The organism is Alteromonas sp. ABV2_168, from assembly GCF_056161165.1.
Genome location: NZ_JBSWYQ010000009.1, coordinates 1 through 25,867, shown reverse-complemented (window position 1 = coordinate 25,867; position 25,867 = coordinate 1). Strand labels below are relative to the sequence as shown.

Annotated in this window: 26 protein-coding genes; 14 read left to right on the top strand and 12 right to left on the bottom strand. The window is 49.1% G+C overall.

Features of this window, described 5'->3' with window-relative positions:
- From ACXAH4_RS13880 to ACXAH4_RS13870, 3 genes are all read right to left on the bottom strand, one after another.
- Complete coding sequence (locus ACXAH4_RS13880) at positions 1-867, bottom strand: lysostaphin resistance A-like protein (protein ID WP_474842811.1); 867 nt, start codon at positions 865-867, stop codon at positions 1-3.
- A gap of 5 nt (positions 868-872) precedes the next feature.
- Positions 873-1,451 carry a YceB family lipoprotein gene (locus ACXAH4_RS13875; protein WP_474882300.1) on the bottom strand — a complete coding sequence of 193 codons (579 nt, stop codon included), beginning with the start codon at positions 1,449-1,451 and terminating at the stop codon, positions 873-875.
- A gap of 80 nt (positions 1,452-1,531) precedes the next feature.
- A complete protein-coding gene (locus ACXAH4_RS13870; protein WP_474882298.1) occupies positions 1,532-2,176 on the bottom strand; it encodes an MBL fold metallo-hydrolase in 645 nt (214 codons plus the stop codon).
- Positions 2,177-2,304: 128 nt separating this feature from the next.
- Between ACXAH4_RS13870 and ACXAH4_RS13865 the strand changes: the two genes are divergently transcribed.
- On the top strand, positions 2,305-4,395 hold the full coding sequence (locus ACXAH4_RS13865; protein WP_474882440.1) for a UvrD-helicase domain-containing protein: 2,091 nt from the start codon (positions 2,305-2,307) through the stop codon (positions 4,393-4,395).
- A gap of 56 nt (positions 4,396-4,451) precedes the next feature.
- Positions 4,452-5,705 (top strand): DEAD/DEAH box helicase, encoded by a 1,254-nt coding sequence (locus ACXAH4_RS13860; protein WP_474842805.1) that lies wholly within the window; start codon positions 4,452-4,454, stop codon positions 5,703-5,705.
- A gap of 9 nt (positions 5,706-5,714) precedes the next feature.
- On the opposite strand, the gene ACXAH4_RS13855 is transcribed toward ACXAH4_RS13860, so the two are convergent.
- Positions 5,715-6,863 (bottom strand): AI-2E family transporter, encoded by a 1,149-nt coding sequence (locus ACXAH4_RS13855; RefSeq protein WP_474842803.1) that lies wholly within the window; start codon positions 6,861-6,863, stop codon positions 5,715-5,717.
- Between the two features lie 267 nt (positions 6,864-7,130).
- On the opposite strand from ACXAH4_RS13855, the gene ACXAH4_RS13850 reads away from it, so the two are divergent.
- The 4 genes from ACXAH4_RS13850 (at position 7,131) to ACXAH4_RS13835 (ending at position 11,203) form a co-directional block, all read left to right on the top strand.
- Positions 7,131-8,753, top strand: coding sequence for a PAS domain-containing sensor histidine kinase (locus tag ACXAH4_RS13850; protein WP_474882438.1), 1,623 nt, complete (start codon positions 7,131-7,133; stop codon positions 8,751-8,753).
- 96 nt (positions 8,754-8,849) lie between these two features.
- The gene (locus ACXAH4_RS13845) at positions 8,850-9,665 is read left to right on the top strand and encodes a mechanosensitive ion channel family protein (protein ID WP_474842801.1); all 816 of its coding nucleotides are present in this window, start codon (positions 8,850-8,852) and stop codon (positions 9,663-9,665) included.
- A 364-nt stretch (positions 9,666-10,029) separates the two neighbouring features.
- Positions 10,030-11,022 (top strand): mechanosensitive ion channel family protein, encoded by a 993-nt coding sequence (locus ACXAH4_RS13840; RefSeq protein WP_474842799.1) that lies wholly within the window; start codon positions 10,030-10,032, stop codon positions 11,020-11,022.
- 13 nt (positions 11,023-11,035) lie between these two features.
- The gene (locus tag ACXAH4_RS13835; RefSeq protein WP_474882295.1) at positions 11,036-11,203 is read left to right on the top strand and encodes an entericidin A/B family lipoprotein; all 168 of its coding nucleotides are present in this window, start codon (positions 11,036-11,038) and stop codon (positions 11,201-11,203) included.
- 25 nt (positions 11,204-11,228) lie between these two features.
- Here the strand turns inward: ACXAH4_RS13835 and ACXAH4_RS13830 are convergent, their stop codons facing one another.
- Together ACXAH4_RS13830 and ACXAH4_RS13825 are read right to left on the bottom strand one after the other, a co-directional pair.
- Complete coding sequence (locus ACXAH4_RS13830; RefSeq protein WP_474882294.1) at positions 11,229-11,582, bottom strand: Fis family transcriptional regulator; 354 nt, start codon at positions 11,580-11,582, stop codon at positions 11,229-11,231.
- A gap of 1 nt (position 11,583) precedes the next feature.
- Positions 11,584-12,480, bottom strand: coding sequence for a DMT family transporter (locus ACXAH4_RS13825; RefSeq protein ID WP_474882292.1), 897 nt, complete (start codon positions 12,478-12,480; stop codon positions 11,584-11,586).
- 111 nt (positions 12,481-12,591) lie between these two features.
- Between ACXAH4_RS13825 and acuR the strand changes: the two genes are divergently transcribed.
- Both acuR and acuI read left to right on the top strand, forming a co-directional pair.
- Positions 12,592-13,221 carry an acrylate utilization transcriptional regulator AcuR gene (gene acuR, locus ACXAH4_RS13820; protein WP_474842793.1) on the top strand — a complete coding sequence of 210 codons (630 nt, stop codon included), beginning with the start codon at positions 12,592-12,594 and terminating at the stop codon, positions 13,219-13,221.
- A 65-nt stretch (positions 13,222-13,286) separates the two neighbouring features.
- The gene (gene acuI, locus ACXAH4_RS13815; RefSeq protein ID WP_474842791.1) at positions 13,287-14,267 is read left to right on the top strand and encodes an acrylyl-CoA reductase (NADPH); all 981 of its coding nucleotides are present in this window, start codon (positions 13,287-13,289) and stop codon (positions 14,265-14,267) included.
- A gap of 69 nt (positions 14,268-14,336) precedes the next feature.
- On the opposite strand, the gene ACXAH4_RS13810 is transcribed toward acuI, so the two are convergent.
- The 3 genes from ACXAH4_RS13810 to ACXAH4_RS13800 all read right to left on the bottom strand — a co-directional run bounded on the left by ACXAH4_RS13810 (position 14,337) and on the right by ACXAH4_RS13800 (position 18,264).
- Complete coding sequence (locus tag ACXAH4_RS13810; protein ID WP_474882290.1) at positions 14,337-15,242, bottom strand: alpha/beta fold hydrolase; 906 nt, start codon at positions 15,240-15,242, stop codon at positions 14,337-14,339.
- 153 nt (positions 15,243-15,395) lie between these two features.
- Positions 15,396-17,666, bottom strand: a complete 2,271-nt coding sequence (locus ACXAH4_RS13805; RefSeq protein WP_474882289.1) for an Lcl C-terminal domain-containing protein — start codon at positions 17,664-17,666, stop codon at positions 15,396-15,398.
- Between the two features lie 118 nt (positions 17,667-17,784).
- Positions 17,785-18,264, bottom strand: coding sequence for a DUF411 domain-containing protein (locus tag ACXAH4_RS13800; protein WP_349588277.1), 480 nt, complete (start codon positions 18,262-18,264; stop codon positions 17,785-17,787).
- A 314-nt stretch (positions 18,265-18,578) separates the two neighbouring features.
- Here ACXAH4_RS13800 and ACXAH4_RS13795 point away from each other — a divergent pair, with 314 nt between their 5' ends.
- The 6 genes from ACXAH4_RS13795 (at position 18,579) to ACXAH4_RS13770 (ending at position 23,516) form a co-directional block, all read left to right on the top strand.
- Complete coding sequence (locus tag ACXAH4_RS13795) at positions 18,579-20,495, top strand: CHRD domain-containing protein (protein ID WP_474882288.1); 1,917 nt, start codon at positions 18,579-18,581, stop codon at positions 20,493-20,495.
- A gap of 155 nt (positions 20,496-20,650) precedes the next feature.
- Positions 20,651-20,785 (top strand): class IIb bacteriocin, lactobin A/cerein 7B family, encoded by a 135-nt coding sequence (locus ACXAH4_RS13790; RefSeq protein ID WP_474842781.1) that lies wholly within the window; start codon positions 20,651-20,653, stop codon positions 20,783-20,785.
- Complete coding sequence (locus tag ACXAH4_RS13785; RefSeq protein ID WP_474842779.1) at positions 20,782-20,940, top strand: hypothetical protein; 159 nt, start codon at positions 20,782-20,784, stop codon at positions 20,938-20,940. Before ACXAH4_RS13790 ends, ACXAH4_RS13785 begins: the two co-directional genes overlap by 4 nt.
- A gap of 46 nt (positions 20,941-20,986) precedes the next feature.
- Positions 20,987-21,160, top strand: a complete 174-nt coding sequence (locus tag ACXAH4_RS13780; protein WP_474847771.1) for a hypothetical protein — start codon at positions 20,987-20,989, stop codon at positions 21,158-21,160.
- Positions 21,161-21,254: 94 nt separating this feature from the next.
- Entirely contained in the window at positions 21,255-22,496 is a 1,242-nt protein-coding gene (locus ACXAH4_RS13775; RefSeq protein WP_474882286.1) for a YjgN family protein, read from the top strand.
- Positions 22,497-22,499: 3 nt separating this feature from the next.
- Positions 22,500-23,516: a M48 family metallopeptidase gene (locus ACXAH4_RS13770; RefSeq protein ID WP_474882285.1), complete on the top strand. Its 1,017-nt coding sequence runs from the start codon at positions 22,500-22,502 to the stop codon at positions 23,514-23,516.
- Positions 23,517-23,585: 69 nt separating this feature from the next.
- Here the strand turns inward: ACXAH4_RS13770 and ACXAH4_RS13765 are convergent, their stop codons facing one another.
- From ACXAH4_RS13765 to ACXAH4_RS13755, 3 genes are all read right to left on the bottom strand, one after another.
- Entirely contained in the window at positions 23,586-24,776 is a 1,191-nt protein-coding gene (locus tag ACXAH4_RS13765; protein ID WP_474847777.1) for a cytochrome b/b6 domain-containing protein, read from the bottom strand.
- A 127-nt stretch (positions 24,777-24,903) separates the two neighbouring features.
- Positions 24,904-25,359: a GNAT family N-acetyltransferase gene (locus ACXAH4_RS13760; RefSeq protein WP_474847779.1), complete on the bottom strand. Its 456-nt coding sequence runs from the start codon at positions 25,357-25,359 to the stop codon at positions 24,904-24,906.
- A gap of 133 nt (positions 25,360-25,492) precedes the next feature.
- On the bottom strand, positions 25,493-25,867 hold a 375-nt coding region (locus tag ACXAH4_RS13755; protein ID WP_474882283.1), incomplete at its 5' end, for a TonB-dependent receptor domain-containing protein.

Sequence of the window (25,867 nt, the reverse complement as noted above, 5' to 3'; positions counted from 1 at the left end):
TCATACATCCGTCATAGGATAAGTCAGCAAAAACATATGCGTCACGTTCAACAACCAGTGCGTTAGTACGGCAAAAACAATCCGTCCGGTTAGCATATATACGGTACCGTAAAGTAAACCCGCCACTGTAGCGACAATCATGTAACTGGTGCCGCCTGCAAAATGGGCGAGACCAAATACTGCGCTGGTTATAGTCAGTACCATTAAATTACGGGCGGTTGATGAAAGCGTGGCGGGCAGTTTATTGGTTACAAACTTAAATAACAGGCCGCGGAATAACAACTCTTCTGCTACACAGGTGTTGATGAGGTTAGAAAGTGCGAGCAGCGGAAACCATGCCGGTACTGCCACTTGCCAGGTGACGATGCCTGTATTTACCGCAACTATTACAACGGCACTGATACCACATGGCACTAACAAAGCCGGCATCCACCATCTAACCCGGGGGTTTGAAGGGAAGCTACGTTTAATAAGGGGAACAAAGCACAGTGCTGACCAGCTGAACAAAGCTTTGTCCACATTCAAATAAAAGCTGGCGGGTAAACTGCCGGCTTTCAGGGCAATGTTCTCTGCAATCAAAAGCCCCTGGTAACCGGGCAGTTTATGGATGATGAGTCCTGCACTCAGCACGAACCACATTAATTGAAAGAGTCTGGTTATCCACGGGTTAGCCTGTTTATTCTGATGCGCACTCAGGCTCCGGGTGACATAAATATATAAGGCAACAAAAATCAGAAATACGGGAGACAGGGTAACGAAGCAGAGCGCTGACAGCAGCAGAAAAGGCAGGCCAAACTTTACCCATTGAGAAGCACTAAAGGCACTGGCAATGAGTAAAGTGGATACAACCAGATAATATTCTGCCACCCGTGTTAATCCGCGCTTTGCGGACGGAACACAATCTTTCCGGACTCAACGGTCATCGACAGCGGCATGTTTGTCAGCCACGCATAACCGGAGGGTACGTTCTTCACTTCATAGACCGGCTGATCCATTAAAAACTGGTTTAACAAACCCATCACTTTACTGCTTACAGGCGCGAGATTGCCGCGATAGCCCATGGCATCCACGGTGGTGTCGTTGAGCACCAGTGAGCGGATGAATACCGCTTTTTTGCTTGAGTCGTAGTAGGGCATACCTTCGACATCCAGCTTTACTTTGGCGGGGTAGGTGAGTCCCAGAACCGACAACGTGGCAGTGGCATCAGCAATGAGCTGAATGGTCTGACGGTTGTCCGGCCCCACATTTACCTGCATGTCGTTGACTTCCAACAGAATGGGAATACCGACGATAGAAGCCTGTTCCTGCAGGCTGGTAACCTGTTTATCCAGTTCCCGTTGCAGGTCCGCGCTGGTTACGCTGTAAGACGCAAGAGAAGCCAGCGTGCTGCAACCGGCGATGATGATACATACTAAAACCACTAATAGGCGGCTGGCTGATATTTTATTCATAAAGACTCCGGATTAGATACAGAAAGCCGGCTTACCAGCGCGGTTTGCGCTAAATGTGTTTTGCCGGCGGGACGGTCACATCAACCAAATTTACTGTCTGCCACAAATGGATTCGTTTTGCGCTCATGCCCGATGGTGCTGGTCGGGCCGTGGCCGGGATACACTTTCATTTCATCAGGCAGAGTAAACAGTTTGCTGCGGATACTGTCGATGAGTTGCTGATGATTACCCTGCGGAAAATCCGTACGGCCAATGGAACCGGCGAACAGGATATCGCCCACTATGACCGTATTCGTGGTTCTTTCCACCAGTGCCACATGACCGGGTGTATGGCCGGGACAGTGCAGCACCTCAAGTGTAAGGTTGCCCACTTTTATTGTGTCGTTGTCGTTCAGCCACTGGTCCGGCGCAAACGGTGTTGCAGGCGGAAAGCCAAACATCTGGCTCTGCATTGGCAGGCCGTCGAGCCAGAATTTATCGCCGGTATGCGGGCCGATAACCGGCACATTGTAATGTGATGCCACTTCAGTCGTCGCGCCTACGTGATCAAGGTGTCCGTGGGTGAGGATAACTTTTTCTATGGTTACACCATTTTGCGTTACCGCATCGTACAGTTTGCTGCTATCGCCACCGGGATCGACAAGTGCCCCTTTCATGGTGTCAGGATCCCAGATGAGGGAGCAATTTTGTGCAAAGGGAGTAACAGGAATAACGCGTATGTTCACAGGATGGTCCGGCAAAAGTGTTTCCCGCATTCTAGCAACAGCACAGCAAGAACTGAAGATAGTGTAGAATACCGGTTTTCATTCCTGCACAGTGATGCACAAAAGAAAGGACGTTGTTGTTGTCAGACATGGCTGTCCGGCCTAATTTTGCCGGCAAATTATTTGGTAAACCTACACTCACCCTCACTAACGAACAACTGGTTTTTACTCATCGCGGCAGAAAAGACAAATATCTTCCGTTGGCCTCAGTCCGCACGTTATTTAAGTTAAAGAAACGGTTTTTGGGTGATGAACTGCGACTGGAAGGTGCAAAGACGACAGTCCGCTACCGGTTTCTTAAGTCTGAAAACGTGGAGGCGTTACAGGCAGCAGCGAATAAAATCATCCGCAGGCATTTAAAGGCCTATTTGCAGGCTGTCTTTACTGAGTTTAATGACATCGTAAAGCTGCAATACCCTAAAGACTCGCAGGAAGAAGCACTGCGTTCACTTATTGATTCCCTGTACAGAGATTACAGTAATTATCAGGCTGACTGGCAAACCATGCTTTCGGCAGATGCTATTGCTGCGGTGGAAGATATTCTGAGTCTGTATCCCTTCGATATGGCAAAGTTGCGGTCGTATCACGAGCAATTGCAATTGAAAGCCCGCTGTGGATTTTTTGATACGGTTGAGTCGAACCCCTTAACCACTGAACAGCGTCTGGCGGTGCTGCGTTCCAACGACAGAAACATGGTACTGGCGGCTGCCGGAACAGGGAAAACTTCGGTCATGGTGGCAAAAACGCTGGACCTGATTGACCGTGATCTTGCAAAGCCGCAGGACATTCTGTTGCTCGCCTATAACCGTTCTGCGTCCCTGGAGCTGAAAGCGCGTTTGCTGGATAAAGCGCAGACACACGCTATTAAACTGGATGCTGAACCGCAAGTTGGGACGTTTCATGCACTTGGCCGGCAGATTTTGCAGGAGGCAGGGCGTTCCACACAAATCAGTGTATTTGCTGAAAACAGCGTGGAATTAAAGACGTGGATAGCGCAATGGGTAAAGGAGTACACCGCAGAAGACGCTGCCCGCGAACAGCTTTTAATTACTATGCTTTCTGTGCAGGAAGGTCGGGAGACGCAACTTAGCGGGCAGGTGCTGATAACTGCCGCGACAGAACTGCTTACTAAAGCTTTGCAGGCGATGCGGGTAGAGGGATTAAACAGATCAGGTGTCAGCAAACGGCTGACGGAGGCGGGTATAAAACCGGCAGGGAAAATTGCAGGTTTACTCTGTGTGCTTCATAAAGACTACGTGAACGAACTTAAGCGGCAGGATTGCATCGATTTTGATGATTTGATCACCCGGGCGACAGAGTTAGTTGAAAAAGGGACGTTTATCCCGCGCTGGAAATACATTCTGGTAGATGAATTTCAGGATATCTCTGCGTCAAGGATGGCGCTGATAACAGCGTTGGTAGATAAAGCAAAGGCAAACGGTGTGGCAACATCGCTTACAGTGGTGGGAGATGACTGGCAGTCTGTTTACCGGTTCTCCGGCGGCAAGCTTTCACTGACTACACGCTTCGGGGAAGTAGCCGGCAGTTATACCGAAACCAAACTGCAAAAAACGTTTCGCTACAATAACAGCATCGCTGACACCGCCGGTCAATTTATCATGGAAAATCCGGAGCAGTTCAGGAAGTCCATCGACACGCATACCAAAACGAATACGCCGCAGATCTTTCTGCTGGATGATAAACCGGGTAATGAAAACGGGGTAGTCGAGCGCGTAGCGGAAGTCGTCAGCAAAATCCGCAGCAATGAACCTGCAAGTACAGTGGCTGTGATTGCCCGCTATAACTTTCTGCTGGATGAAGCAAAACACGCACTGAGCAAACAAAACCTGAACAACAATGTGCATTTCTGGAGTTTTCATAAATCTAAGGGGCTGGAAACAGATCATTGTATTCTGATTGGATTTTCCGGGGGCAAGAACGGATTTCCGGGCGCTGCCAGGGAAGATGCGCTTATCGAAGCACTGTTGCCCTCGTCTGATACTTATCCCCACGCCGAAGAAAGGCGGCTGATGTATGTGGGACTCACCCGCGCAAAGCACAAGTGTTACATCATTGCTGATCCCGTTTCGCCGTCAGAATTTGTCACTGAACTGCTTAGTCCGAAATACAACGTCAGCGTGGCATCTGCGGAGTTGCAGGCACATTCCCGTTCACATTAATCAACCGAACCGGGTTAGAATAGTCCGGTTCCTGTTTATACTCAGCGGTATCTTTAATGCGTTTTTCCGATTCAGATCTTCATCCGTCTCTTTTATCTGTGCTCGATGCACTGGGCTACCACACTCCCACACCCGTGCAACAGGCGGCTATCCCTCATGTGCTGGCTGGACGGGACGTGATGGCAGGTGCACAAACCGGTACGGGAAAAACGGCTGCTTTTGCGTTGCCGCTTATCCAGCGTTTACTGGAGCAGGAGACCTGTGAAAAAGCGCTTCGTGTGCTGGTGCTCACGCCTACCCGTGAACTGGCCCAGCAGGTTTATCAGAGCTTTGTGAAATACAGTGATGGCCTGGGGATCAATACCGTAGTCGCTTATGGCGGCGTCAGTATTAATCCGCAAATAGAAGCTTTGAGTGCGGGGTGCGATGTGCTGGTGGCAACGCCGGGACGCTTGCTGGAACTGGCTATCAAAGAACTGATTGATTTGAGCACGCTGCAGACCTTTGTGCTTGATGAGGCCGACCGCATGCTGGATATGGGTTTTATTACTGATATTAAGCGGATATTAAAGCGCTTGCCTGAACAGCGTCAGACCCTGTTCTTTTCTGCCACATTTAATGATGAAGTGTATGCACTGAAAGACTCGCTGCTGACCGCGCCTGAACTGATTGAAGTTGCGCCGCGCAACGCCACGGCAGATAAAGTGGAGCAACGCTTTTACGAAGTGGATAAAAAGCGTAAAGCCGGCCTGATAGCCTACATGATTGGTGCTAAAAACTGGCAGCAGGTGCTTATATTTACCCGTACAAAGCAGGCGGTGGACGAACTGGTCACTGAGCTGGAAAAAGACGGGATCAGTGCCGCCGGTGTACATGGTGATAAGTCTCAGGGCGCGAGAGAACGGGGACTTGATGCATTCAAAGCCGGACAGGTGCGGGCGCTGGTAGCTACAGATGTTGCAGCCCGGGGGCTGGATATTCAGTCTTTGCAGTATGTCATTAACTATGAGTTACCTTATAACGCTGAAGACTACATTCATCGTATTGGTCGCACGGGACGTGCCGGTCAGGCTGGTATCGCCGTATCGCTGCTTTGTGGCAAAGAAAAGTATCTGCTTGAAGAGATTGAAAAGCTCACCGGCGACAGCGCAGTATTACAGTGGGAGCCGGGTTTTGAGCCTGATCCGTCGGGACAGGAAGACGCCACCGGCAGCCAGCGGGCGTTATCGAAAAAGGCCCTCAGAGCGAGAGCTTTGGGTCAGGATAATAAAGGCAAGCGTAAATCTGGCAAGCCCCGCCGCCGGCGATGAACCGGCTGGCTATTTCGACTCAATCAGCTTGACCCAGTGGGGCAGACTGCCAATATTTTCGAGGATAATTTTAAAACTCATCAAAATAGGCACAGCAAGCAATACACCCACAACGCCCCACAGCCAGCCGGCCACTGACAGCCACAGAATGATGATAAGCGGATTCAACCGCATACTTCTTCCCAGTACGGTAGGCGTGACAAGCTGAGACTCCACAACATTAATGCACATAAAAGCAAACGCCGGTAACAGTGCTGATGCAACCAGTCCGAACTGCACCACGCCGGCAACCAGCAATATGCTGCAACTTACCAGACCGCCAAGATAAGGGACGAAATTCAGCAGCGCCACCAGAGACCCCCATAAAATCGCATCTTCAACGCCTATGTAGGTGAGGGCTATAGCTGTGGCGACGCCGAGCAGACCGTTGATCATACTCACCGTTATTATGTAAGCAGACAGTTCCCGCTGTATGTGGTTTACCAGAACCAGCGCACGGCGCTTGTTGGTGACGACCGGAAAGTCGCGGATGAACACATTAAATAACGCAGGGCCATACACCAGCAGGAAAAAGATAAGGATCATACAGCCAAAAATTTGTGCCAGCAGCAGGGGAGCTGTACTCATTATGGTGATAGCGACTTCCATGCCGCTTTGCTTCAGTTTGCCGGTAACGATGTTTTCCTGCGGTTGTTCCGGCTTAACTTCTTCATCATCACCGAACCAGTCAAAAAAGGATTTCTCTTCTTTTTCGGCAGGCGGAGCGGGCTCCTGGATAGTGAGGCTGTCGCTTAATTCTTCCATTTCTGTAACCACTTCACCGGCAATCTTAGGCAGCGAGTGCATCCACCGCCCGGCAGGTTCTGCCAGTTCTAACCCCAAAAAGGTGAAAGGCGCGACCAGCAATACCATGAGTACCGAGGCGGACAGGGACGGCGGAACATAGAATTTTCTGCCAATGCGGACCAGCGGGCTGAGCAGCAGCGCAATAAATGCGGAAAAGAACAAAGGAATGAGCAGCGATTTGGCAAGATACAGGGTGTAGATCACCGCCAGCATCAGCAGGGTTTTTAGCAACCGTGTTTGTCTTGCTTCACGTAAATAGGGAACAGAACGACTGTCGCTGATTGTCCTTTTCTTTATTGTCTTGCTTTCCATTATCCGGTCCTGGCCTGTGCCCACTTTGTTACAAAATTGTCATGCAATGATTACGCTAACGGAATCGTTCGGTTCACCTGACAATGAAATGATTCGACATGGTAAAACCTGCGGTATTAGACGAATTACCCGGGGCTGGCAGTGGCAAACTGCCGTTTCTTTGCTAACTTTAAACAATATTTTTAACCGATATGTAATTTCAATTCTGTTGCAGCCCAGAGCTTTATTTTTACTGCGCCGGAGCTTTATTTTGCAGGTATTGCCGTGATGAATGACGTTAACGATCGTGAGAACGGATTCGAAACCGTTTTCAGAAATTCAAAAGATGGTCTGGCAATTTTTAAGAATGAAGTCTTTGTAGATTGCAATGATTCCATGCTGGCACTGGCAGGTGTTGAGCAGAGAGATGATTTTATCGGTAAAACCCCTTTAGATTTTTCCCCTGAAACGCAATACGACGGCATGTCTTCGGTAAAGAAGGGGCAGACACTGGTGGCCAAATGCCAGCAAGAGGGGAGTGTGCGCTTTGAATGGATTGTAAAGCGTGCGGGCGGCGATACCCTGCGGGTGGAAATCATTCTGACCAAAATGGTCATGAACGGCGAGGATGTGATTTATGCCAACTGGCGGGATATTTCTGAAAAGAAAGCCCTGGAGCTGGAACTGGCAGAGCAGAAAAATACCTTTGAAACGCTGTTTAATGATTCCAAAGATGGTCTGAGCCTGTTGGTTAATGACAAGTTTATTGATTGCAATAAAGCTCTGCTGGATATGTTCGGTTATACCTCAAAAGAGAAGATACTTGGCCTTACGCCTATGGACCTCTCACCGGAGTATCAAGGCGATGGTCGCCGCTCTGTGGATGTGGTAGCCGACAATGCCAGACAAGTTGCCGGATACGGCAACAAAACGCTGGAGTGGCTGCACCAGCGGGAGGACGGTTCACTTTTCTGGACTGAGATCATCGTCATTGAAATTAAATTGAATGGCGGGCCGGCTATTTATGCTATCACCCGCGATATTTCCGAAAAGAAAGCCCTGCAGGAAAAAATCATCAGCAGAAATGAAGCGCTGAATGCAACAAACCGCAGTTTGTCGGAAACCATTGAAAGCCTGAAACAGGCACAAAGCAAGCTGGTGGAGTCAGAAAAAATGGCCAGCCTCGGGTCGCTGGTTGCCGGCGTTGCTCATGAGATTAATACGCCGGTGGGTATAGGTCTTACCGGTATTACCCAACTGATGGAAGAGTGCCGCGATATCCATGCCCGTTACGAACAGGGAAACCTGACAGAAAACGATTTTGAAGATTATCTCAACAGCGCCAGTGAACTGGCCGGCATGATAAAGAAGAATATCGACAGAACGGCCCAGCTGGTGCGCAGCTTTAAGCAGGTGGCTGTTGATCAAACCAGTGAAGAAGATCGCGAAGTCAACCTCAGTCAGTACGTGGATGAAATCCTGTTCAGCCTGGGGTCTGTGTTACGTAAGGCGAACGTGGTTGTGACGACCGAATGCCGCGACGACATGAACGTGATTACTAACCCCGGCCTGCTTTCACAGGTCATCACCAATCTGATTGTAAACTCTGTCAATCACGGCTTTAAGGATCGTGAGTCAGGTAATATCTCCATTGCAATCAGTGAACAGGAAGATGATATGTATCTGCTGCAATACCGGGATAACGGCAAGGGGATCAGTAAGGAAAATCTGAGCCGGATTTTCGACCCGTTTTTCACCACTAACCGGGGGCATGGCGGCACAGGTCTGGGGCTGAATATTACTTACAATATTGTGACTAACGCCCTGGGCGGTTCAATTGCGTGTAACAGCACAGAGAATGAAGGCGTTGAATTTATCATCAGGTTTAAAGTGAAGGCCCGCCTCAATTAATACACAACCGTTTTAAAAAGCACGGGCTGTAAGTTGTGAAACTTTTCGTTGTTGTTTATTCTTTAAGACAATAAAAAACTTAGATAATAAGCGGTTATGGAAGAAGAATTACAGCAGGCGCAGGCCATATACGATACCCTCATTGAGTTCGCGGTGACATACAGTTTTCAGATCCTCGGCGCACTGGTTATTTTGTTCGTCGGCTGGTGGATGGCGGCGAAGATAGGCGATATGGTCGAGAACCTGATGACCGGCCGCAATATCGATATTACCCTCAGCCGGTTCACCGGCGGGGCCTGTAAGATTCTCGTGCTGGCGCTGGTGATTATCATTGCTCTGGGCAATATCGGAATCAGCGTAACACCGTTAATTGCTGCTGTCGGTGCCATTGGCCTTGGTGCAGGCCTGGCGATTCAGGGCATGCTGGCAAACTATGCTGCGGGCTTTACCATCATCATCACCCGGCCCTTTGTTCTCGGTGATACTATTCAGGTCAGAGGCGTCTCCGGTGTGGTCGATAAAGTGATGCTGCCTTACACCATTCTGATTGACGAAGATAACGTACACATTCAGATCCCTAACAAACTGATTGTAGGTGAAATTCTGCATAACTCAGCCGAACAGATGCTTATTGAACTGGAAGTCGGTGTTGCCTATTCCAGTGATGTGGATGCTGTTATTGATGTGCTGCAGCAGGCAGTGAAAACTGTGGAAGGGATCAGCGATGAGAAAGCGCCGGCAATCGGCGTTGACAACTTCGGTGACAGCAGCATAAATTTTGGTGTCCGTGTCTGGGCACTTACTACCCGTCACTTTGAAATCAAATATGCACTGAATAAAGCCATCTATGATGCGCTGAAACATGCTGAAGTTGAGATCCCGTTCCCGCAACGGGAAGTCAGAATGCTGTAAAAAGCGCCTGTTTTTTCTTTATCAAAACGAACCGCGAGGTTCGTTTTTTTTCATACCAATTTTCTATTCTCCGGCGTCAATGCCCAAACCATTTATCAATTTGCAGTGGATAACACCTGTACTGAGTTATGTGCCTGAAACTACTGTGTGACATTTTCACACCCGGGTATCTATTTCTTTCCCATTCTCTGTTCATCATCGAAGTATCTTGTACCAAATTCTGTCGGGAAGGCTTCTATCTTTATGATTAGCTTAATGTTTTTTGTTATTTGTCCTTTGCGTCTCTACACGGAACGATATTTGTAAGTTTTATGCCCGTAAAAGCACTGAAGTAAAATGGCATCAACAAGACCCCGGGAGAAACATGGAATTTCCGCAAATCGATAAAGCCTACGAATTAATTAACGAAAAGCTGCAGGTGTGGCTGGAAGGGGGCATTAAGCTACTCCCCAATATCGTAGTCGCTTTTTTTATTGCCTTTGCATTCGGTTTGCTGGCTAAGGTTGCCGGTAAGGTTCTCAATAATGTATTGCGAAGGGCGTTTGAGTCCCGCCAGATTGCCGATTTACTTACATCCATCGCCAAGGCATTTATTGCTTGCGCAGGAATATTTATCGCGCTGGACTTTGTCGGACTGCAGGGCACCGTTACTTCCTTGCTCGCCGGTGCAGGTATCGTTGGTCTGGCTATTGGTTTTGCTTTTCAGGATATTACTGAGAACTTTATCGCCGGTATCGCCATGGGGATCCGCAAGCCTTTTCAAATTGGCGATGTCATTCAGGCAGACGGCGTGTTCGGTAATGTGGAAGAAATTAATCTCAGGAATACGCTGGTTACCACTTTCTACGGGCAGCGGGTAATCATCCCCAACAAAATTCTTTTCAGGAATATTCTCACCAATTACTCCGTGATGGGACACCGCCGGATTGAAGTACCTGTAGGCATTTCCTATGCAGATGATCCGCAAAAGGCCCGCGAAGTGATTGTGGATGCGATCAACGAAAAAGACTACGTCATCAATAAAGATGAAACCAACGTTTATGCAGAGTCATTCGGTGACAGCAGCGTGAACTTACTGGTGTGGTTCTGGATCCGCTATCCGGGTGAACCTGATTACATGGAGGTCAGACACGATGCGATTGTCACCGTGCAGCGTGCACTGAATGAGGCTGACATTCTGATCCCGTTCCCTATTCGTACACTGGACTTCGGTGCCAAAGGTGGTGAGAAGCTCGATACGATGATGCGCTCCTCGGGCTTTTCTGAGAAAAGTCAGGGGCAGGAGAGTGGCGTAAGCCAGCCAACCAATGAGAGTGCTGCCAGGGCTGATACCAGCGACGCGGCCGCAGAAGATTAATCCGGAGAGAAACATGAAATCACTACATTTATCGAAAGAAATTCGGGCCAGATATTTTGCCATTCTGGCGGGCTTCCCGGGAAGCTTACTGACAGGCTGTGCCACCGTAGAAGGATTGGGACAGGATATTCAGTCAGCGGGAGAAGAACTGGAAGAAGCCTCTGAAGATGCACAAAACTAATTCACCTGCTTGAGGGTAAATAGTTTTAACAGCTCCAGCGGGCAAGGCGTGCTGGCCAGTCGCCGCCGTCTTCCCGCAGGCAGCTTTCTTCACTATCGAGGCGAACGTGCCTGCGAATATCCTTCACTTTAATACCGGCTTTTAAAAGTTGGGACTGAATAAGCTGTCTGAGTTTCTTGTCATAGTCCTGTGCTGTAACAAGCTCTATTTCTGCGTCTAAACTGAACACGCAGGTCACCATCAGGCTGCCCGGAAAATTGTCATATTTTGCGGTGTGAGTCAGCCATTCAAATCCGGTATCCCATTCTTTTATAGTTTCACACGCCATTGTCAGCGCTTTCACCACATTATTGTCGAGCTTCCTGATGGTTTTCTTCATATTATTTCTCCGAATTTTTAAATTGCTTGTTGTTGTAATCTCTTTGCCAGAATGCGCTCCAGCGGTGATTAATATACAGAGAAGCGACAATGATTCCCCCTCCGGCAGTCAGACGGATAAGATCGGCATCCCGGTTCCAGATAAGCACATTAATGATTAAACCTACCGGGATCAGAGCATTGTTCATGATGCCTAACGTACCGCCGTCTACTTTTACAGCTCCCAGGTTCCAGAAATAAAAGCCGAGTCCTGATGCCACCAGTCCCAGCCAGCCAAGGACACCCCACTGAACCGTTGTTGAAGGGAGTTTACCTGCATCCCCGAACAGTAAATACGCAGGCAATACCACCACCAGGGCACCGGCGAAGAATAAGGCGAAGCTGCGCCAGGGCGGGGAAGCAGGCTTAAAATGACGGATTAACTGCGCGTATCCCACCTGACCTGTGGCAAAAGTCAGGTTCGCCAGTTGCAGAATTAAAAAGCCGGTAATGTAGTCATTGCTGATTTCGTCATAACGGATGACCGCCGCTCCGGCTACCGCAATACCTGTACATACCAGGCCGGGCAAGGAAAATCTCCGTTCGATTATATCGTTAAATAAAGACACATACAGTGGCGTGAAGATTGTGAACAGCAGAACTTCGGGTACGGTCAGGTATTCGAAGGAACGGTAAAGGCATACGTAGGTAATACCAAACTGGAATGCGCCTGTCACGATAAGACCGGCGATGAATTTACGTGGTAAACCGGCTAAGCGCAAAAATGGCAAAAACAATGCCCCCGCCAGCACGATGCGGGTGAGTACGGCGAAGTAGCTGTCTACATGACCGGAAAGATACACCCCGATAAGACTGAATGATAACGCCCAGAGAACTGTTACAGCACTAAGGTAAAACACGATACAAATTCCTGACTGAAATACGACAAGTAAAAACGGTGGTTAGTGTAACTGAACAACCGGTGAAGCAAAGGTTGTAATTTAATAGACGATCGGTCTATTATGTTTGTGATGACAAATACAACTACCAAACCCCGTCGCGGACGACCACCGAAAGCGGCTGGCAGTTCAAGAGACACCAGAGCGGAACTCATCCGCAGCGGGCTCGTGCATTTAACGGAAAACGGCTTTGCTGCTTCCGGCATCGATACGATCTTAAAAAAAGCAGGCGTGCCCAAAGGCTCGTTTTACTTCTACTTCGCCAGCAAAGAGGCCTTCGGTCATGCTGTACTAAACAGCTACGCGGAGTATTTTGCCGGTAAGCTGAAAAATGCCCTCACTAATGCAAATTTGCCTGCTCTGGAGCGCATCGCTGCCTTTGTTGATTCTGCCAAAGAGGGGATGGCAAAACATGATTTCAAACGGGGTTGTCTGGTGGGTAATCTGGGGCAGGAAGTCGACGGACTACCGGAAAGCTTCCGCAGCCGGCTGATTGACATTTTTCAGAGCTGGCAGGATCAACTGGCGGTATGTCTTGAAGAAGCTAAAGCATCCGGTGACATTCCGGCGACAACTAACTGTGCCGCCACCGCCGAATATTTCTGGACTGGTTGGGAAGGGGCGGTTAGCCGGGCGAAACTGGAGCGATCTGCACGCCCGTTAGATAACTATCTGACGTGTTTTATGAATGGTTTGCGGTAAGGAAAAAATTTTTTACGTGTTAATAGACGATCGGTCTATATTAATTCGAGTCAACCGGAGGAGCTATGTTTAAAGGTATTCTGATCGAAAAAGACGACCAGTACAAAGCGTCATTACAAACCATCGACGAGAGCACATTACCGGAAGGTGATGTGTCGGTGGCGGTTTCACACAGCACACTGAACTATAAAGATGCGCTGGCGATTACCGGCAAAGCACCGGTAGTCCGGCATTTCCCCATGGTCCCTGGCATTGATCTGGCCGGCGTGGTGGAAAGCAGCAGCGCCGAAAGGTTTAAACCGGGTGACAAGGTATTGCTCAATGGTTTCGGCGTGGGAGAGACCCACTGTGGTGGTCTGGCACAGAAAGCTGTTTTGAAAAGTGACTGGTTAATTCCTTTGCCGGAAGCCTTTTCCCCCGCACAGGCGATGGCAATTGGCACCGCCGGATACACGGCGATGCTATGTGTACTGGCGCTGGAAAAACACGGTGTCACACCGGATAAAGGAGACATACTGGTGACCGGCGCCAATGGCGGAGTCGGCAGTTTTGCCATCGCATTACTGGCAAAACTGGGCTACACCGTTGTGGCCTCTACGGGCCGGGCCAATGAGGCTGATTATCTTAAAAAACTCGGTGCCAGTGACATTATCGACCGTCAGTCATTGTCTGAACCCGGCAAACCGTTAGGCAAAGAGCGCTGGGCTGGGGCGGTTGATTCAGTGGGCAGTCATACCCTTGCCAATGTGTGTGCGGGAATGAAGTATGGCGGTGTGGTAGCAGCCTGTGGTCTGGCTCAGGGCATGGATTTTCCTGCGACAGTTGCCCCCTTTATTCTGCGCGGTGTTACGCTTGCCGGCATCGACAGTGTGATGCGTCCCCTTGAAGACCGGATTGAAGCCTGGGAGCGGCTGGCTGTATTAATCAACCATGATATGCTGTCAGAAATTTCAGAAGAAATTGGACTCTCTGATGTGGTCAGCACTGCCGGAGAATTATTGAAAGGAAACGTGCGGGGCAGAGTGGTCGTGGATGTAAACCAGTAACTTGCCATCGGATTTATATTGCAAAGACTGGCGGGCACCACGCCCGCCTTTTTAAATGCCTGCACCGGCTCAGTGATTTTTCAGCCACGCCACCACATCAGGGAAATGATCTTCTCTGGCAGCGGGATGGGTAAGCATGTTGATATGGTCGTAATCCATGGCGTTACCGTTTTGTTTCGCCAGTACGGTGAAGAGCACATTGGTGTCGCCGGTTTCGGCAATGAAACGCTGAATATCAACCGGATGGCCGAGTGCATAATCATTGATGGCAGCAATGTGCCAGGTAGGTGGCCAGTTCGTTTTGGTGGCGGCAGCCGCGTAATCAAAACCGTCTTTTAAGTCAGTCCAGGGCGTGTGTTTTACCCAGTGAACGCTTTGCGTCAATGAGCCGGAAGTTTCGTCATCCGAGCCTATTTTATACTGCCTGCCGGGCAAATAGCCTTTGCGCTTTGCGATAAAGGGAGAAAACCGCTTCCATACGAGCTCAACCTTAAACAACCGCTCAAAGTTCTTAGCGCTCACTGTACGCTTTGTGCCAAAGCACACCTGGCTGCGTACCTTTTCTGTGATTTCAGGATAGCGGGCCAGTACAGATGCGGTAAGCACGCCGCCCCAGGAATGACAAATCACATGTACTTTTTTGCCGGTACGTTGTGCGATGAAGTTAATCATCATAGGGATGTCGCGGGTTATCTGGTCGTTTTGATCATGGTTTGGATCTTCAGCAATAGGAGGCGTACTTTTTCCGCGGCCACGCATGTCGGCAACATACACATCAAACCCCTGTTCAGCTAAAAAACAACCCAGTCCTTTTCCCGATTCGGTATAGAAGATTTTCCCATTTTCAATGGCTCCGTGGATCATCAGTACCGGCTCGCCGTCCTGCGTGGCATGAATGTGACGCAGATGCAATTGATGATGACCGTCGGGAATAAAAAGGGATACCTGAGAAAGAGGGGATTGGCTTGCTGTCATAGCTCGTAACGTTAATGATTTGTTATTGAAGCATGCCACTACTTTTGGATAAGGTCAACTGGACAAACCAGTTGAGGCAGTCATCTTTCAATCTTTGAGAGCACAAAAAAAGGCCGGCATATTCGCCGGCCTCTGCTAAAGATGAAAGTTCCATTACTGTGTGCGGGTGCACACCACGTGCCTGACGGCGCTGCGAGGAGAATTCGCCATACTGTAACTGTCGTTGATGACCGCCAGCGTCGACATAGATAAGTCGGCTTCTACTGATTTTGACCAGAAATAACGATCATAAGTTGCAGAAGTCAAATCAACTGGCGGTGTTGCAGAACCGGTGAAGGCTGCATTTAACTCTTCCACGGAAGGTACGCGCCAGTCTGTGTTGCCGTTGTCTTCACCTGCTTCGCAAAATGCCACCGCTTCAAACAATGACATACGGGGATAGTCGCTCAGTGTCATCCACTCTAGTGCAGCAGCGCTGTCATAGGGGTCATTAATGGCAATGGCTTCAATTTCAGCTTGTTGTACCTGATCAGCGTTACCGGCAAACCTCAAAGTGGCAAATGCCGGACTGGTAGAAGTACGCGCCACGACTACCTGACAGCTTGCATTCGCAGCCAGTGACGAGCCTGCGCAGGTAGAAGACTGCACCGTAAAGTGAGACGGGTTTAACCCTGCCAAACTATCAGTAATGCCGGAAATTGCGGATGCCGAAGTATTTTTAAGCGTCACTGTGGTTGTTTCTGCTGTGCTGTCGCCTGTAAGGACAGACAGCGCAGGCTGAGGTAACATCACAGGTGGTGTAATGTCCAGATCGACAGTCAATGTTTCACCACTGCCCTGTGTACCGGCTATACGCACAGACATGCCACGGAATGTATCTAAATAATCCTCGTTGATACCAATTTCATCGTCATCGTCAGGCATCAAATATAAGGCATCTAACGGACTACTCACCGCGGAGGTTGTGCGGGTTTGCGGAATAGATACTAATAATTGCCAGTTATCTTCAACACCTTTAGCAGTGAAAAGGCTGGCATCCAGTCCGGTGCTGGTTTTCAGCTCGAAATTCACGTACACCGCATCACCATTGGCATCAAGTGCATAGGGTATGCGGACTAACTGAACACCACCATCAGGGGAAGATGACTGAGACAATGTCACATTGGCCGGCGTTGTGACAATAGCCTGACGGCTGTCATCAATCCATCCTGCCAGGTTACGCATGGTCGCAGTATACGTAGCATCATGATCAGACAATTCTCCCATGGGGAAGGGACTGGCTTCACCGTCAGTTTCACAATCTTCAGTACTGCGGTAAGCAAAAGTCTCTGCCGGCAGATTTTCGCACTGGCTGGCTGTTGTATGGCGCATACCGAAGGTGTGACCGAGTTGATGAACAAAGGTCGCCTTTGAGGCACATGCACTGGCCGTGTGAGCCACATAGTGATCCCAGCTTTCAATTTCTGCACTGTGATTTAAAGACGCATAGCATACGTAAGGCTGGTTCGGATTGTCATTGATGACTGTGATAAGACGGTCATAGCTGGTGTAGTCTTCCACATTGGCAGCAATGTAACTGTAAATCTCCTGACGCTGAGCGTCACCAATTAATACCTCTGCGTCTGTGTAAGTGAAGCCTGAGGTGCTGCCGTTTGATGTCGTGTTGGTACTGGTTAACGTGTAGTAGGGCAGGATATGAGGCTCAAGCCAGGCACTACCTTCAGAAGCGTCCACCACATACTGGTTTACGGAAGCATCACTACTTATAAACATCGTGGTCAGGTCGTCAACAGAGAGATTATCTATCGCATCTCGGCCGGCAAAGGCTACCGGCAATACCAGTGTTTTCTGAGCGCCGGTGTTATTGCGGGTTGTGGTATCTGACTGTGCAGTAAAACTGGCTGAAATTTCACAACTTGCTGAGGCGGTGAAAGCGTAAATATTACCTTTTAGTTCACCGTCACACCCTGACACCGTTTCAACCATATTGGTGACATCCGGAACGAGTGTAAATTGTACTGTATCGCCTTGCTCTGCAGTTAAGCTGGCAGGATATATCATGCCGCCGGTCATGGTTGCACTGGTAATATTGACGGTGGTATCAACAGCGGCAAACTCACCATTTACGGTGCAGCCCGCAGTAATCGCGCCTGTCGTATATGTATTACCTTCCAGTGTTCCATCGCAACCTTCAACGCCGGTTAACGTGTAACCACTATCAGCTGTGAATGTAATCGCCAGAGTATTTTCTTCAGTCACCGTGCGGCTGGTTACCGACGCACTGCCACCTGCAGAGGTTGTAACCTCAACAGTATAAGAAGCGGGAGCGGGTGTGGAAGGGGTATTATCTGAACTGTCTGAGCCTCCGCCGCCACAGGCAGCCAGAGATAAACTTAACGCAACTAAAGAGAGTGACCTTGTCATGCATCATCCTTAAAAAACGGGCCGGTTTGGTTGATGTGATTACGCCGGCGACGTTTTTTAAGTTCAGACACAGTTACAACATATTTTTTAATCCAGACGACAAAATTTTAGATTTTGATCAGAACTGTTCGTTGTAACCTTTGATGCTGGCATACACCCGGTCTGAGCCGTCTTTCATCAACACTAAAACATCGTAAGGCATAAAGCGGTCGCCCATTTCCATACCCGGCGTACCAACGGGCATGGCAGGAACCGAGAGCCCGATGGCATTCTCTACCGGCTGTTCCAGAAACTGTTCGATAAATTTGGCAGGTACATGACCTTCAAACACGTATCCGTCAATAATGCCGGTGTGACACGACTGGTATTCAGGCTGGATGCCTGCATTCATTTTCAGTGTATATAAATCTGAATGGTCCACAGGATTGACTGCAAAACCCGCTTTTTCTATGTGAGAAATCCACTTTTTACAACAGCCGCAAGTCGGGCTTTTATACACATCCATTTTTGCCGCTTCCGGATCAACAGTTTCTGCCGTCGCGGGTAAAGTTGCCGGCAAAATCAGCAAGAGTGCTGTGAGTGCTATTTTTATGTTCATTAGGAGTCTTCCGGTTGTTCAGTTTTGGCTATCTAAACCTATTTATTCCCTGTACGTCAATACACACGCAGGATTCAGCTGATCACACGCAAACATTTCCCATAGCTTAAATATCGAGTTTTGCTATGAGGTGATCCCCCCGGATTTCACGAGTAATTCGACCCGCGCCTAACTACTGGAGCAATTTCAGTGAGTTATGAAACTATTAATAAATATTAATCCGATAATTGACTTTATTTAGCAGAATAAATGAACCAAGTTGTGCACACTCCGTTAAAACAGTGTTAATTATTTTTTCACCGGCGGAGAGAAACATGAAATTTTATAAGTTAGCAGTAATCGGAGCGGCAGTTGCATTAAGTGCATGCTCCAGTGATGACGATGATGATGAGGTTGTTGTTGTCGAACCGGAAGAACCCACCTTCTCAGCATCTGCCACCTACGATGTTGAGCTTAATGGTATGCAGCAAGTCCCTATGAACATGTCGACGCAAATGGCGATGGCCACCGTCGAAGTTGATGAAGAGCTTATGCTTCTGCGGGCGACGGTGGACGTAAGCGGTGTTGAAGGTGTGTCAGCTGTTCACATTCATGACGGCGATATAGGTCGCAATGGTGATGTGGCATTCGGGTTGGAGATGACATCAGACGGCACTTACACGCTGGCCGAAACCAGTATCACAAGCGATTTGATTGCTGATCTGGAAGACGGTGACTGGTACATCAATGTGCACACTGAAAGTTTCGGGGATGGCGAAGTTCGCGGTCAGATTGTTTCAGATGACATGGCCATCGTGACGTTTATGCTGGACGGTACTCAGGAGGTGCCTGCGGTATCGACCATGGCTGACGGTTACGGCTACGCGCTGGTATCGACAGCGACCTACGACCTTGATTTAGTGATTTACACAGAAGATTTGGACAATGCCAGTGCTGCACATATTCATACAGGCCGTGCAGGCATGAATGGTGATGTTCTGGTTGCACTGGAACAGTCCATGGACGACATGACGATGTGGATGACACCCGACGGCACAATGATTGACGAAGACACACTGGCGGTGCTTGTCTCCGGCGGCCACTATGTCAACGTTCATTCTCCGGATTTCCCCGGCGGTGAAATTCGCGGACAAATCCTGACAGATAATTTCGCCCTCGCTACATTTATGCTCTCCGGTGCGCAGGAAGTTCCGGCGGTAACTACCGAAGCATTTGGTAGCGGCTATGCGCTGGTGAACACTGATGACTATGCACTGGAACTGACGGTAGTCACAGAAGGCGTTGATGACGCGACCATGGCACATATCCACACCGGAAGAGTCGGCATGAATGGCGACGTGCTTGTTGCACTGGAGCAATCAGCCGGTGACGCTGGTACCTGGATGGCGCCGGAAGGGACGATGATTGATGCTGATATCTTTGGCGTACTGGCATCGGGTGGTCACTATGTAAATGTGCATACACCTGCTAACGGCGGAGGTGAACTGCGTGGTCAGATCCTCACAAACGAGTATGCGATTGCGACCTTTATGCTTGACGGTGAGCAGGAAGTGCCTGCTGTTGATACCATGGCTATGGGTCACGGTTATGCGCTGGTAAACACGTCTACCTACGCTCTTGAGCTGGTTATCGATACTGAAGGGGTTGATGATGCGACAGGTGCTCATATTCATACCGGCCGTATCGGCATGAACGGAGATGTACTGGTGGCCCTTGAGCAATCGGCTGATGATATGGGAATGTGGATGACACCGGAAAATACCATGATCGATGCTGACATCCTTGAAGTACTTGCCTCGGGCGGTCACTACGTCAATGTACATACGCCGGCAAACATGGGCGGTGAAATCCGCGGTCAGATCATAACGTCTGATTACACGGTGGTTACCTTCCCACTGAGCGGCGATCAGCAGGTGCCCGTCGTTACCACAACGGCAACGGGTAATGGTTATGCACTGGTGAACTCAATGACTTATGCACTGGAGTTAGTCGTTAACACGGAAGGTGTTGATGACGCCACGGCAGCTCATATCCATACAGGCGCAGCCGGTGAAAACGGTGATGTTCTGGTAGGTCTGGAGCAGTCTGCGGATGACATGGGCATGTGGATGACCCCCGCAGATACGATGATCGATATGGATATCTATGATGTCCTGATTTCAGGTGGTCATTACGTGAATATCCACACACCGGCCAACCCCGACGGTGAATTACGCGGACAAATTGAATAACCGTTCCGGAATGTAAAACGTTAAAACAGGCCAGCTTTTAAAGCTGGCCTTTCTTTTTACGGGAAACTTCAGGCATTAAGTACAGTTTTCAGCGAATAGCGATTTGTTAGGATGTTCCCGATTCAATTGGAATCATTCACAGAAAGGAATCAACTATGAAAGAGTTAACTGAAAATCAAGTTAATCAGGTGGCCGGAGGGATCTGGGCACACATTGCAACGGCTATTGCCATTGCAGATGCCGGGTATGATTTTTGGCAGGGATACTCTGATGCGAGGAACAAAGCATGAGAATGGCAGAGTTAAGCACTGAAGAAATTAACAGCATTTCCGGTGCCGGTTTGTTTTACGACCTGGGCGCTTTTTTTGGCACAGTAGCGAACGCTAACGATGCCATTTACGCGCAATACGGTAATACCAATCAAAACCACTGGTATCGCTATTAAAATATGAGGCTACTCCGGTAGCCTTTCTTTTTCCGGAATTCCAGTAATGAACAGACTTTTAGATGTGGCGTATTACACCGGCGCAGGCCTTTTCTTCGCTCAGGCGGTTTGGGAAAGGTTTGTTTATGACAGTCGCGATTTGTTTATAGAGCATTTTCAGACGGGGTTGCTATTTTTGATTCTGGCGAGTCTCAGCAGGCTCGTCTCAAAGGCAAAGTAAGAGGTTTCATACTTGCTGAATGACAGTGTTTTCAGTATGTTCTTAAACGTGATATGTCGTCACAAAATGGACAAAAATATAAAAAAGAGTGCATATGGAAAATGAAATCGATTATTCAGGCTATACCTTGTCTGAGCTTAAAGAAGCACGTTCAACCATAGACGAACAAGCCTGGCCTGACAGAGCCCGGATGCTCGATCAACTGATTGCCGCCAGGGAATCTGCCAGCATGTCTTCTCCGGAACCGGCTGCAGGTATCAACCTGTCAGGTCAGGATGATGCCGGGAAGGCTGTTCAACCGTTACGCACAGTGCCTGTAAAATTTCATGGTACAACAGGCGAGTTTTTCTCAATCTGGATCGTCAATCTGGCCCTTACCATCGCTACACTGGGTATTTATTCTGCCTGGGCAAAGGTTAGAACTAACCGTTATTTTTATGGCAATACCGACATCGACGGTCACCGTTTTGCTTATCTGGCTGAACCCCTGCAAATCCTCAAAGGGCGCGCCATCGCCGTGGTACTTTTTGGCGGCTATTTCCTTGCCAGTTACTTTAACCCGCTTGCCGGCGTCATCGTGGCCATATGCCTCGGTTTGCTCACACCCGTACTGGTGATTCTCAGTTACCGTTTCAAAATGCGTATGACGTCTTACCGCAATGTCCGATTTAATTTTAAAGGTCGTTTCGGCAGGGCGTTTGTTGTCTTTGTACTTTGGCCGGTAGCCAGTTTATTTACTCTTTATCTCATATTGCCACTGGCCCTGAAAAAGATAGACCAGTTCTTGCTGGAGTCATCCGGTTACGGTGATAAGTCATTTAAAACCCGTTTAAATACCGGTGAATATTTCGGCACAGGGATCGCCGCCGGCGCCATCGCGTTTGGTATTTTCCTGATTGGCGGGATCTTTATGGCAGTGGCTATGTTTTCCACTTCATCAGGTGAAGAGTTTTCTTCATCGGGTTCTCTGGTATTCACTTTCGGCACATTTGCTATGTATTTTCTGGCCTATGTGATTGCGTCAGGCTTTTATTCAGCACGCATCCGGAATCATCTTTTTGCGGTTACAGAGCTTGACGGTATTGCGAGATTCTCATCAGACGTGGGGGTGGGTGAGCTTATCAGCCTGCGCGGCACGAACATTCTGGCCATCATTTTCACACTGGGCTTTGCCTTCCCGTGGACCAAAGTCCGCACCGCTAATTTCTATGCAGAGCGTACGCAGGTAGCGATACTGTCTGATGTCGATAAGGTCATGGAAGGCTACACCAGTGATGTTGGTGCGGCGGGTGAAGAAGCTGCCGGATTGTTCGATGTGGATATTGCTCTGGGGTAAATTGTGGCAAAAGGACAGTTGTATCCCCGTGCCGGCGCTGCGGCATACCAGGTTGACTGTGATGTGAACGGTGAAGCACTGATTGTCGGCAGCTTTGAAGGCAGTGGTGAGCAAACGTATCTGCGTAGTGAGGTGACCTGCAAACCTAAATTGGGTCGCCTTCCCCGTGAAATCACCTTGCCCGGTAATGTATTACTGGTGTGCGACAGTTCCGCGCCTCTGGATGCCTGGCTGGATGGAAAAGGCGGAGACGCCATCAATAAACTGGAATCAAAACGACACTGGGTAATTGCCAGTGTCGTGATGGTGCCGGTTTTATTGTATCTGGTCTTTGCTTTTATCATGCCCTGGATAGCGGTGCGATTTGCTGATGTGATCCCGCAAGAAGCAAAGTTTGTTGCCTCACAACACACGCTGAGTGCCATGGATGCCACCATCCTGGAGCCAAGCGGCTTGCCGGTTACGCAACAATCATCGTTACAGGCTCATTTTCATAAAGTGATCAACGATATCCGTGTTAATCATGAATACTTTAATATTCAGTTCCGTAAATCCTCTTTTACCGGGCCAAACGCATTTGCCTTACCCGATGGCACCATTGTTTATACTGATGACATGATCGCCCTTGCCGGGGAGGATTTAGCAATACTCGATGCCATTTTGCTCCACGAAGTGGGTCACGTTGAGCAGAATCACTCCATGCAGATGATTGCCGAATCGTTATTTACGACATTGGCGGTTTCTTACTTTTTCGGCGATCTCACCGGTGCCATTGAAGCTTTCTTCGGTGTCGGTTCCAACGTGCTGCATAATAAGTTCTCGCAGGCTCACGAACGTGCAGCCGATGATTTTGCGTTACATCAGCTTTCCGTCACCGGCCGCAATCCGGAAGATTTCGCCAGAGCGATGGAAAAACTGAGTGAATCATTGCCTGAGGCCAGTGAAACCGTAGAGAACTGGTTGTCAACACATCCGGTTATGAAGGAGCGGATTGAAAAGGCGAGGGCGTTTAATCAATAACCGCGCAGACTTTTAGCCGGAGGCCAGAATGAGAGAGTACTCATTCTGACCTCCGCTATTTGAAGCGTCTCAGTTCGTCTGTTTCATCAATTTCAAATCGATGGCCAGTTCAACCTCATAAGCAACGCTGGCATTTGTAGCCCAACTGCCGCTGCCGATTTCAAAATCCCGTCTGTCGATGGTCGCAGAGCCAATGAACCTCGCCTCACCGTTACTTTCCTGCCAGCTGAACGTCACAGAAATTGGTTTTGTCATTCCCTTTAAGGTGAGTTCGCCGTCAGCAATAAATTTACCATTTTCTTTTCTGATATCGCGACTCAGATAGTGCGCCTCAGGGTGGGCTTCAGTTGCGAACCATTGACTACCTTTAATGGTGCCATCCCAATCTTTGTTGTTAGTCGTAATGCTTTGGGTGTTGATTGTGACGTCAATGATCCCGTTAGCAGGATCTGCAGGGTCGAAATAGATTGCCGGCGTAAACTGACGGATTGCGCCGGTAAAAGGTTGGCCTGCGTAGCTGTTGGTAAATTTAAAATTATCAGGCGTTGCGACCATTTCCCATCGCGTGCTGTCAGACTGATTCACTTTCTGTTGTGCTGCAGGGATCGTCGGAAGCTGGGATGCAACCGGCACATCTGAGGCGTCCGGGGATGTTTCTTCAGCCTTATAGAAGGTAAAGCCTATTAATACAACAAGTACTAAAGACAGCGCACCTGCACTGACAAGCGACTTGCCGGGTAACATTCGCGGTAACAGGCTGATCCCATCCAGCAGCTTATGCAAAACCAGCATGGCAATATGACCTGCTACCATCAGTGCGATAATATAAAACAAATACTCATGCAAAGACGAGAAGAAGTCACGGCTTCCGTTATCCAGTCCCGGAATATGAGGAACTGAAATTAAATTAAACCAGGCAAAAGGATAGCCCGCAGTGGAATTTAACAGCCAGCCACTCAACGGAACCGCCAGCATGAGCAGGTACAGCCCCCAGTGACCGGCTGACGCCAGCTTTTCCTTCAGGGGAGGAAGCCCAGGCGGGGCGGGAGGATGCGCCAAGCGCCAGAACAAGCGCACAACAGCCAGTATAAGGACTGTAAATCCCGCAGACTTATGCAGCACAAACAGTTCAATTTTATCCGGAGAGTTTGGCATTCCCTCAGCAACCAGGCCAAGAGCGATTGCCCAGAATATTAATAGTGCAATTGCCCAGTGCAGCATGCGGGCAACCAGATTATAAGGTTTTGAAATGGTATTCATGGTTGATAAATCCGGTTTGAAATTGCAATTAGATTACAGACGTTCCGGCAAACCTGCGACTGCAAGGCATCTCTATTTTGAGAACAATTTAACCTGATTTATCGAATTCAATGGCAGTCCGGTAGTGTCAAAGCGCCAGTGTCATAAAATGACTGTTCGGATCGGGCTGATAAGATGCAAAAGGTCCGCAGTCTTTAAAACCATTGCGGTAGTAGAGTTTTCTTGCGGCTTCGAAGTAAGGCTGGGTGCCCGTTTCCAGACTGAGGGTGGTAAATCCCTTTTCGCGACAAAAGGAGATGGCGTGAAGGAGCAAGGCATATCCGGCGCCGGTTCCCCGGGCCGCTCTGGTAGTGCGCATGGATTTGAGTTCTGCTACAGCATCGCTGTGCTGCTTTACAGCAACACAGCCCATCAATTTGCCGTCTTTTCTGGCCGAGAAAAAATGGATGTCCGGCGCTTTCAGCGCGTTCAAATCCAGAGCATGCACGCTTTCTGCCGGTGATGTCGCGAACATATCTGCAAGGTGCTCTTCCAGCAGTGCAATAATGTCGTTGCCTTGCAGGTTGTCGTACTGAATGTGCATGCTACTGTCTCTGTTTAAATTGCAGATAAATGAGAATACAAAATCCAGCTGCCGATGCCAATTTCAGAATGAGCAGAGGCCCGTTGACGGGATAGAATACACCGGCAACGGGCTTTACAGGATTAGTTTGTCATCAGAAGTCGTAGCTGAGCTGTACAACTATCTCCCTTGGCTCGCCGGGGAAGTGGCCATTACGTTCGCTGAATCCGCTGACTGCGTAGACTTTATCAAACAGGTTCCGCACGTTTACGCTTAACAGCAGATCATCCCACGACGTTGTCCAGCTGGCATCAAACACAGTGTAGGGTTTCACTTTCTGACCGTCCAGGCTTCGTTGCTCACTGACGTAGTCAACCCCGAGTGCCACGGAAGAATCAATACTGTCGATAGCATAGCGTGTCCAGAGTCCTGCCTGATGGCGGGGTGTATTGGCCAGGCGGGTACCGTCATAAGTGTTGGCGGTCTCACCTGATGCAATCCGCGTATCGTTATAGGCATAGTTGGCAGT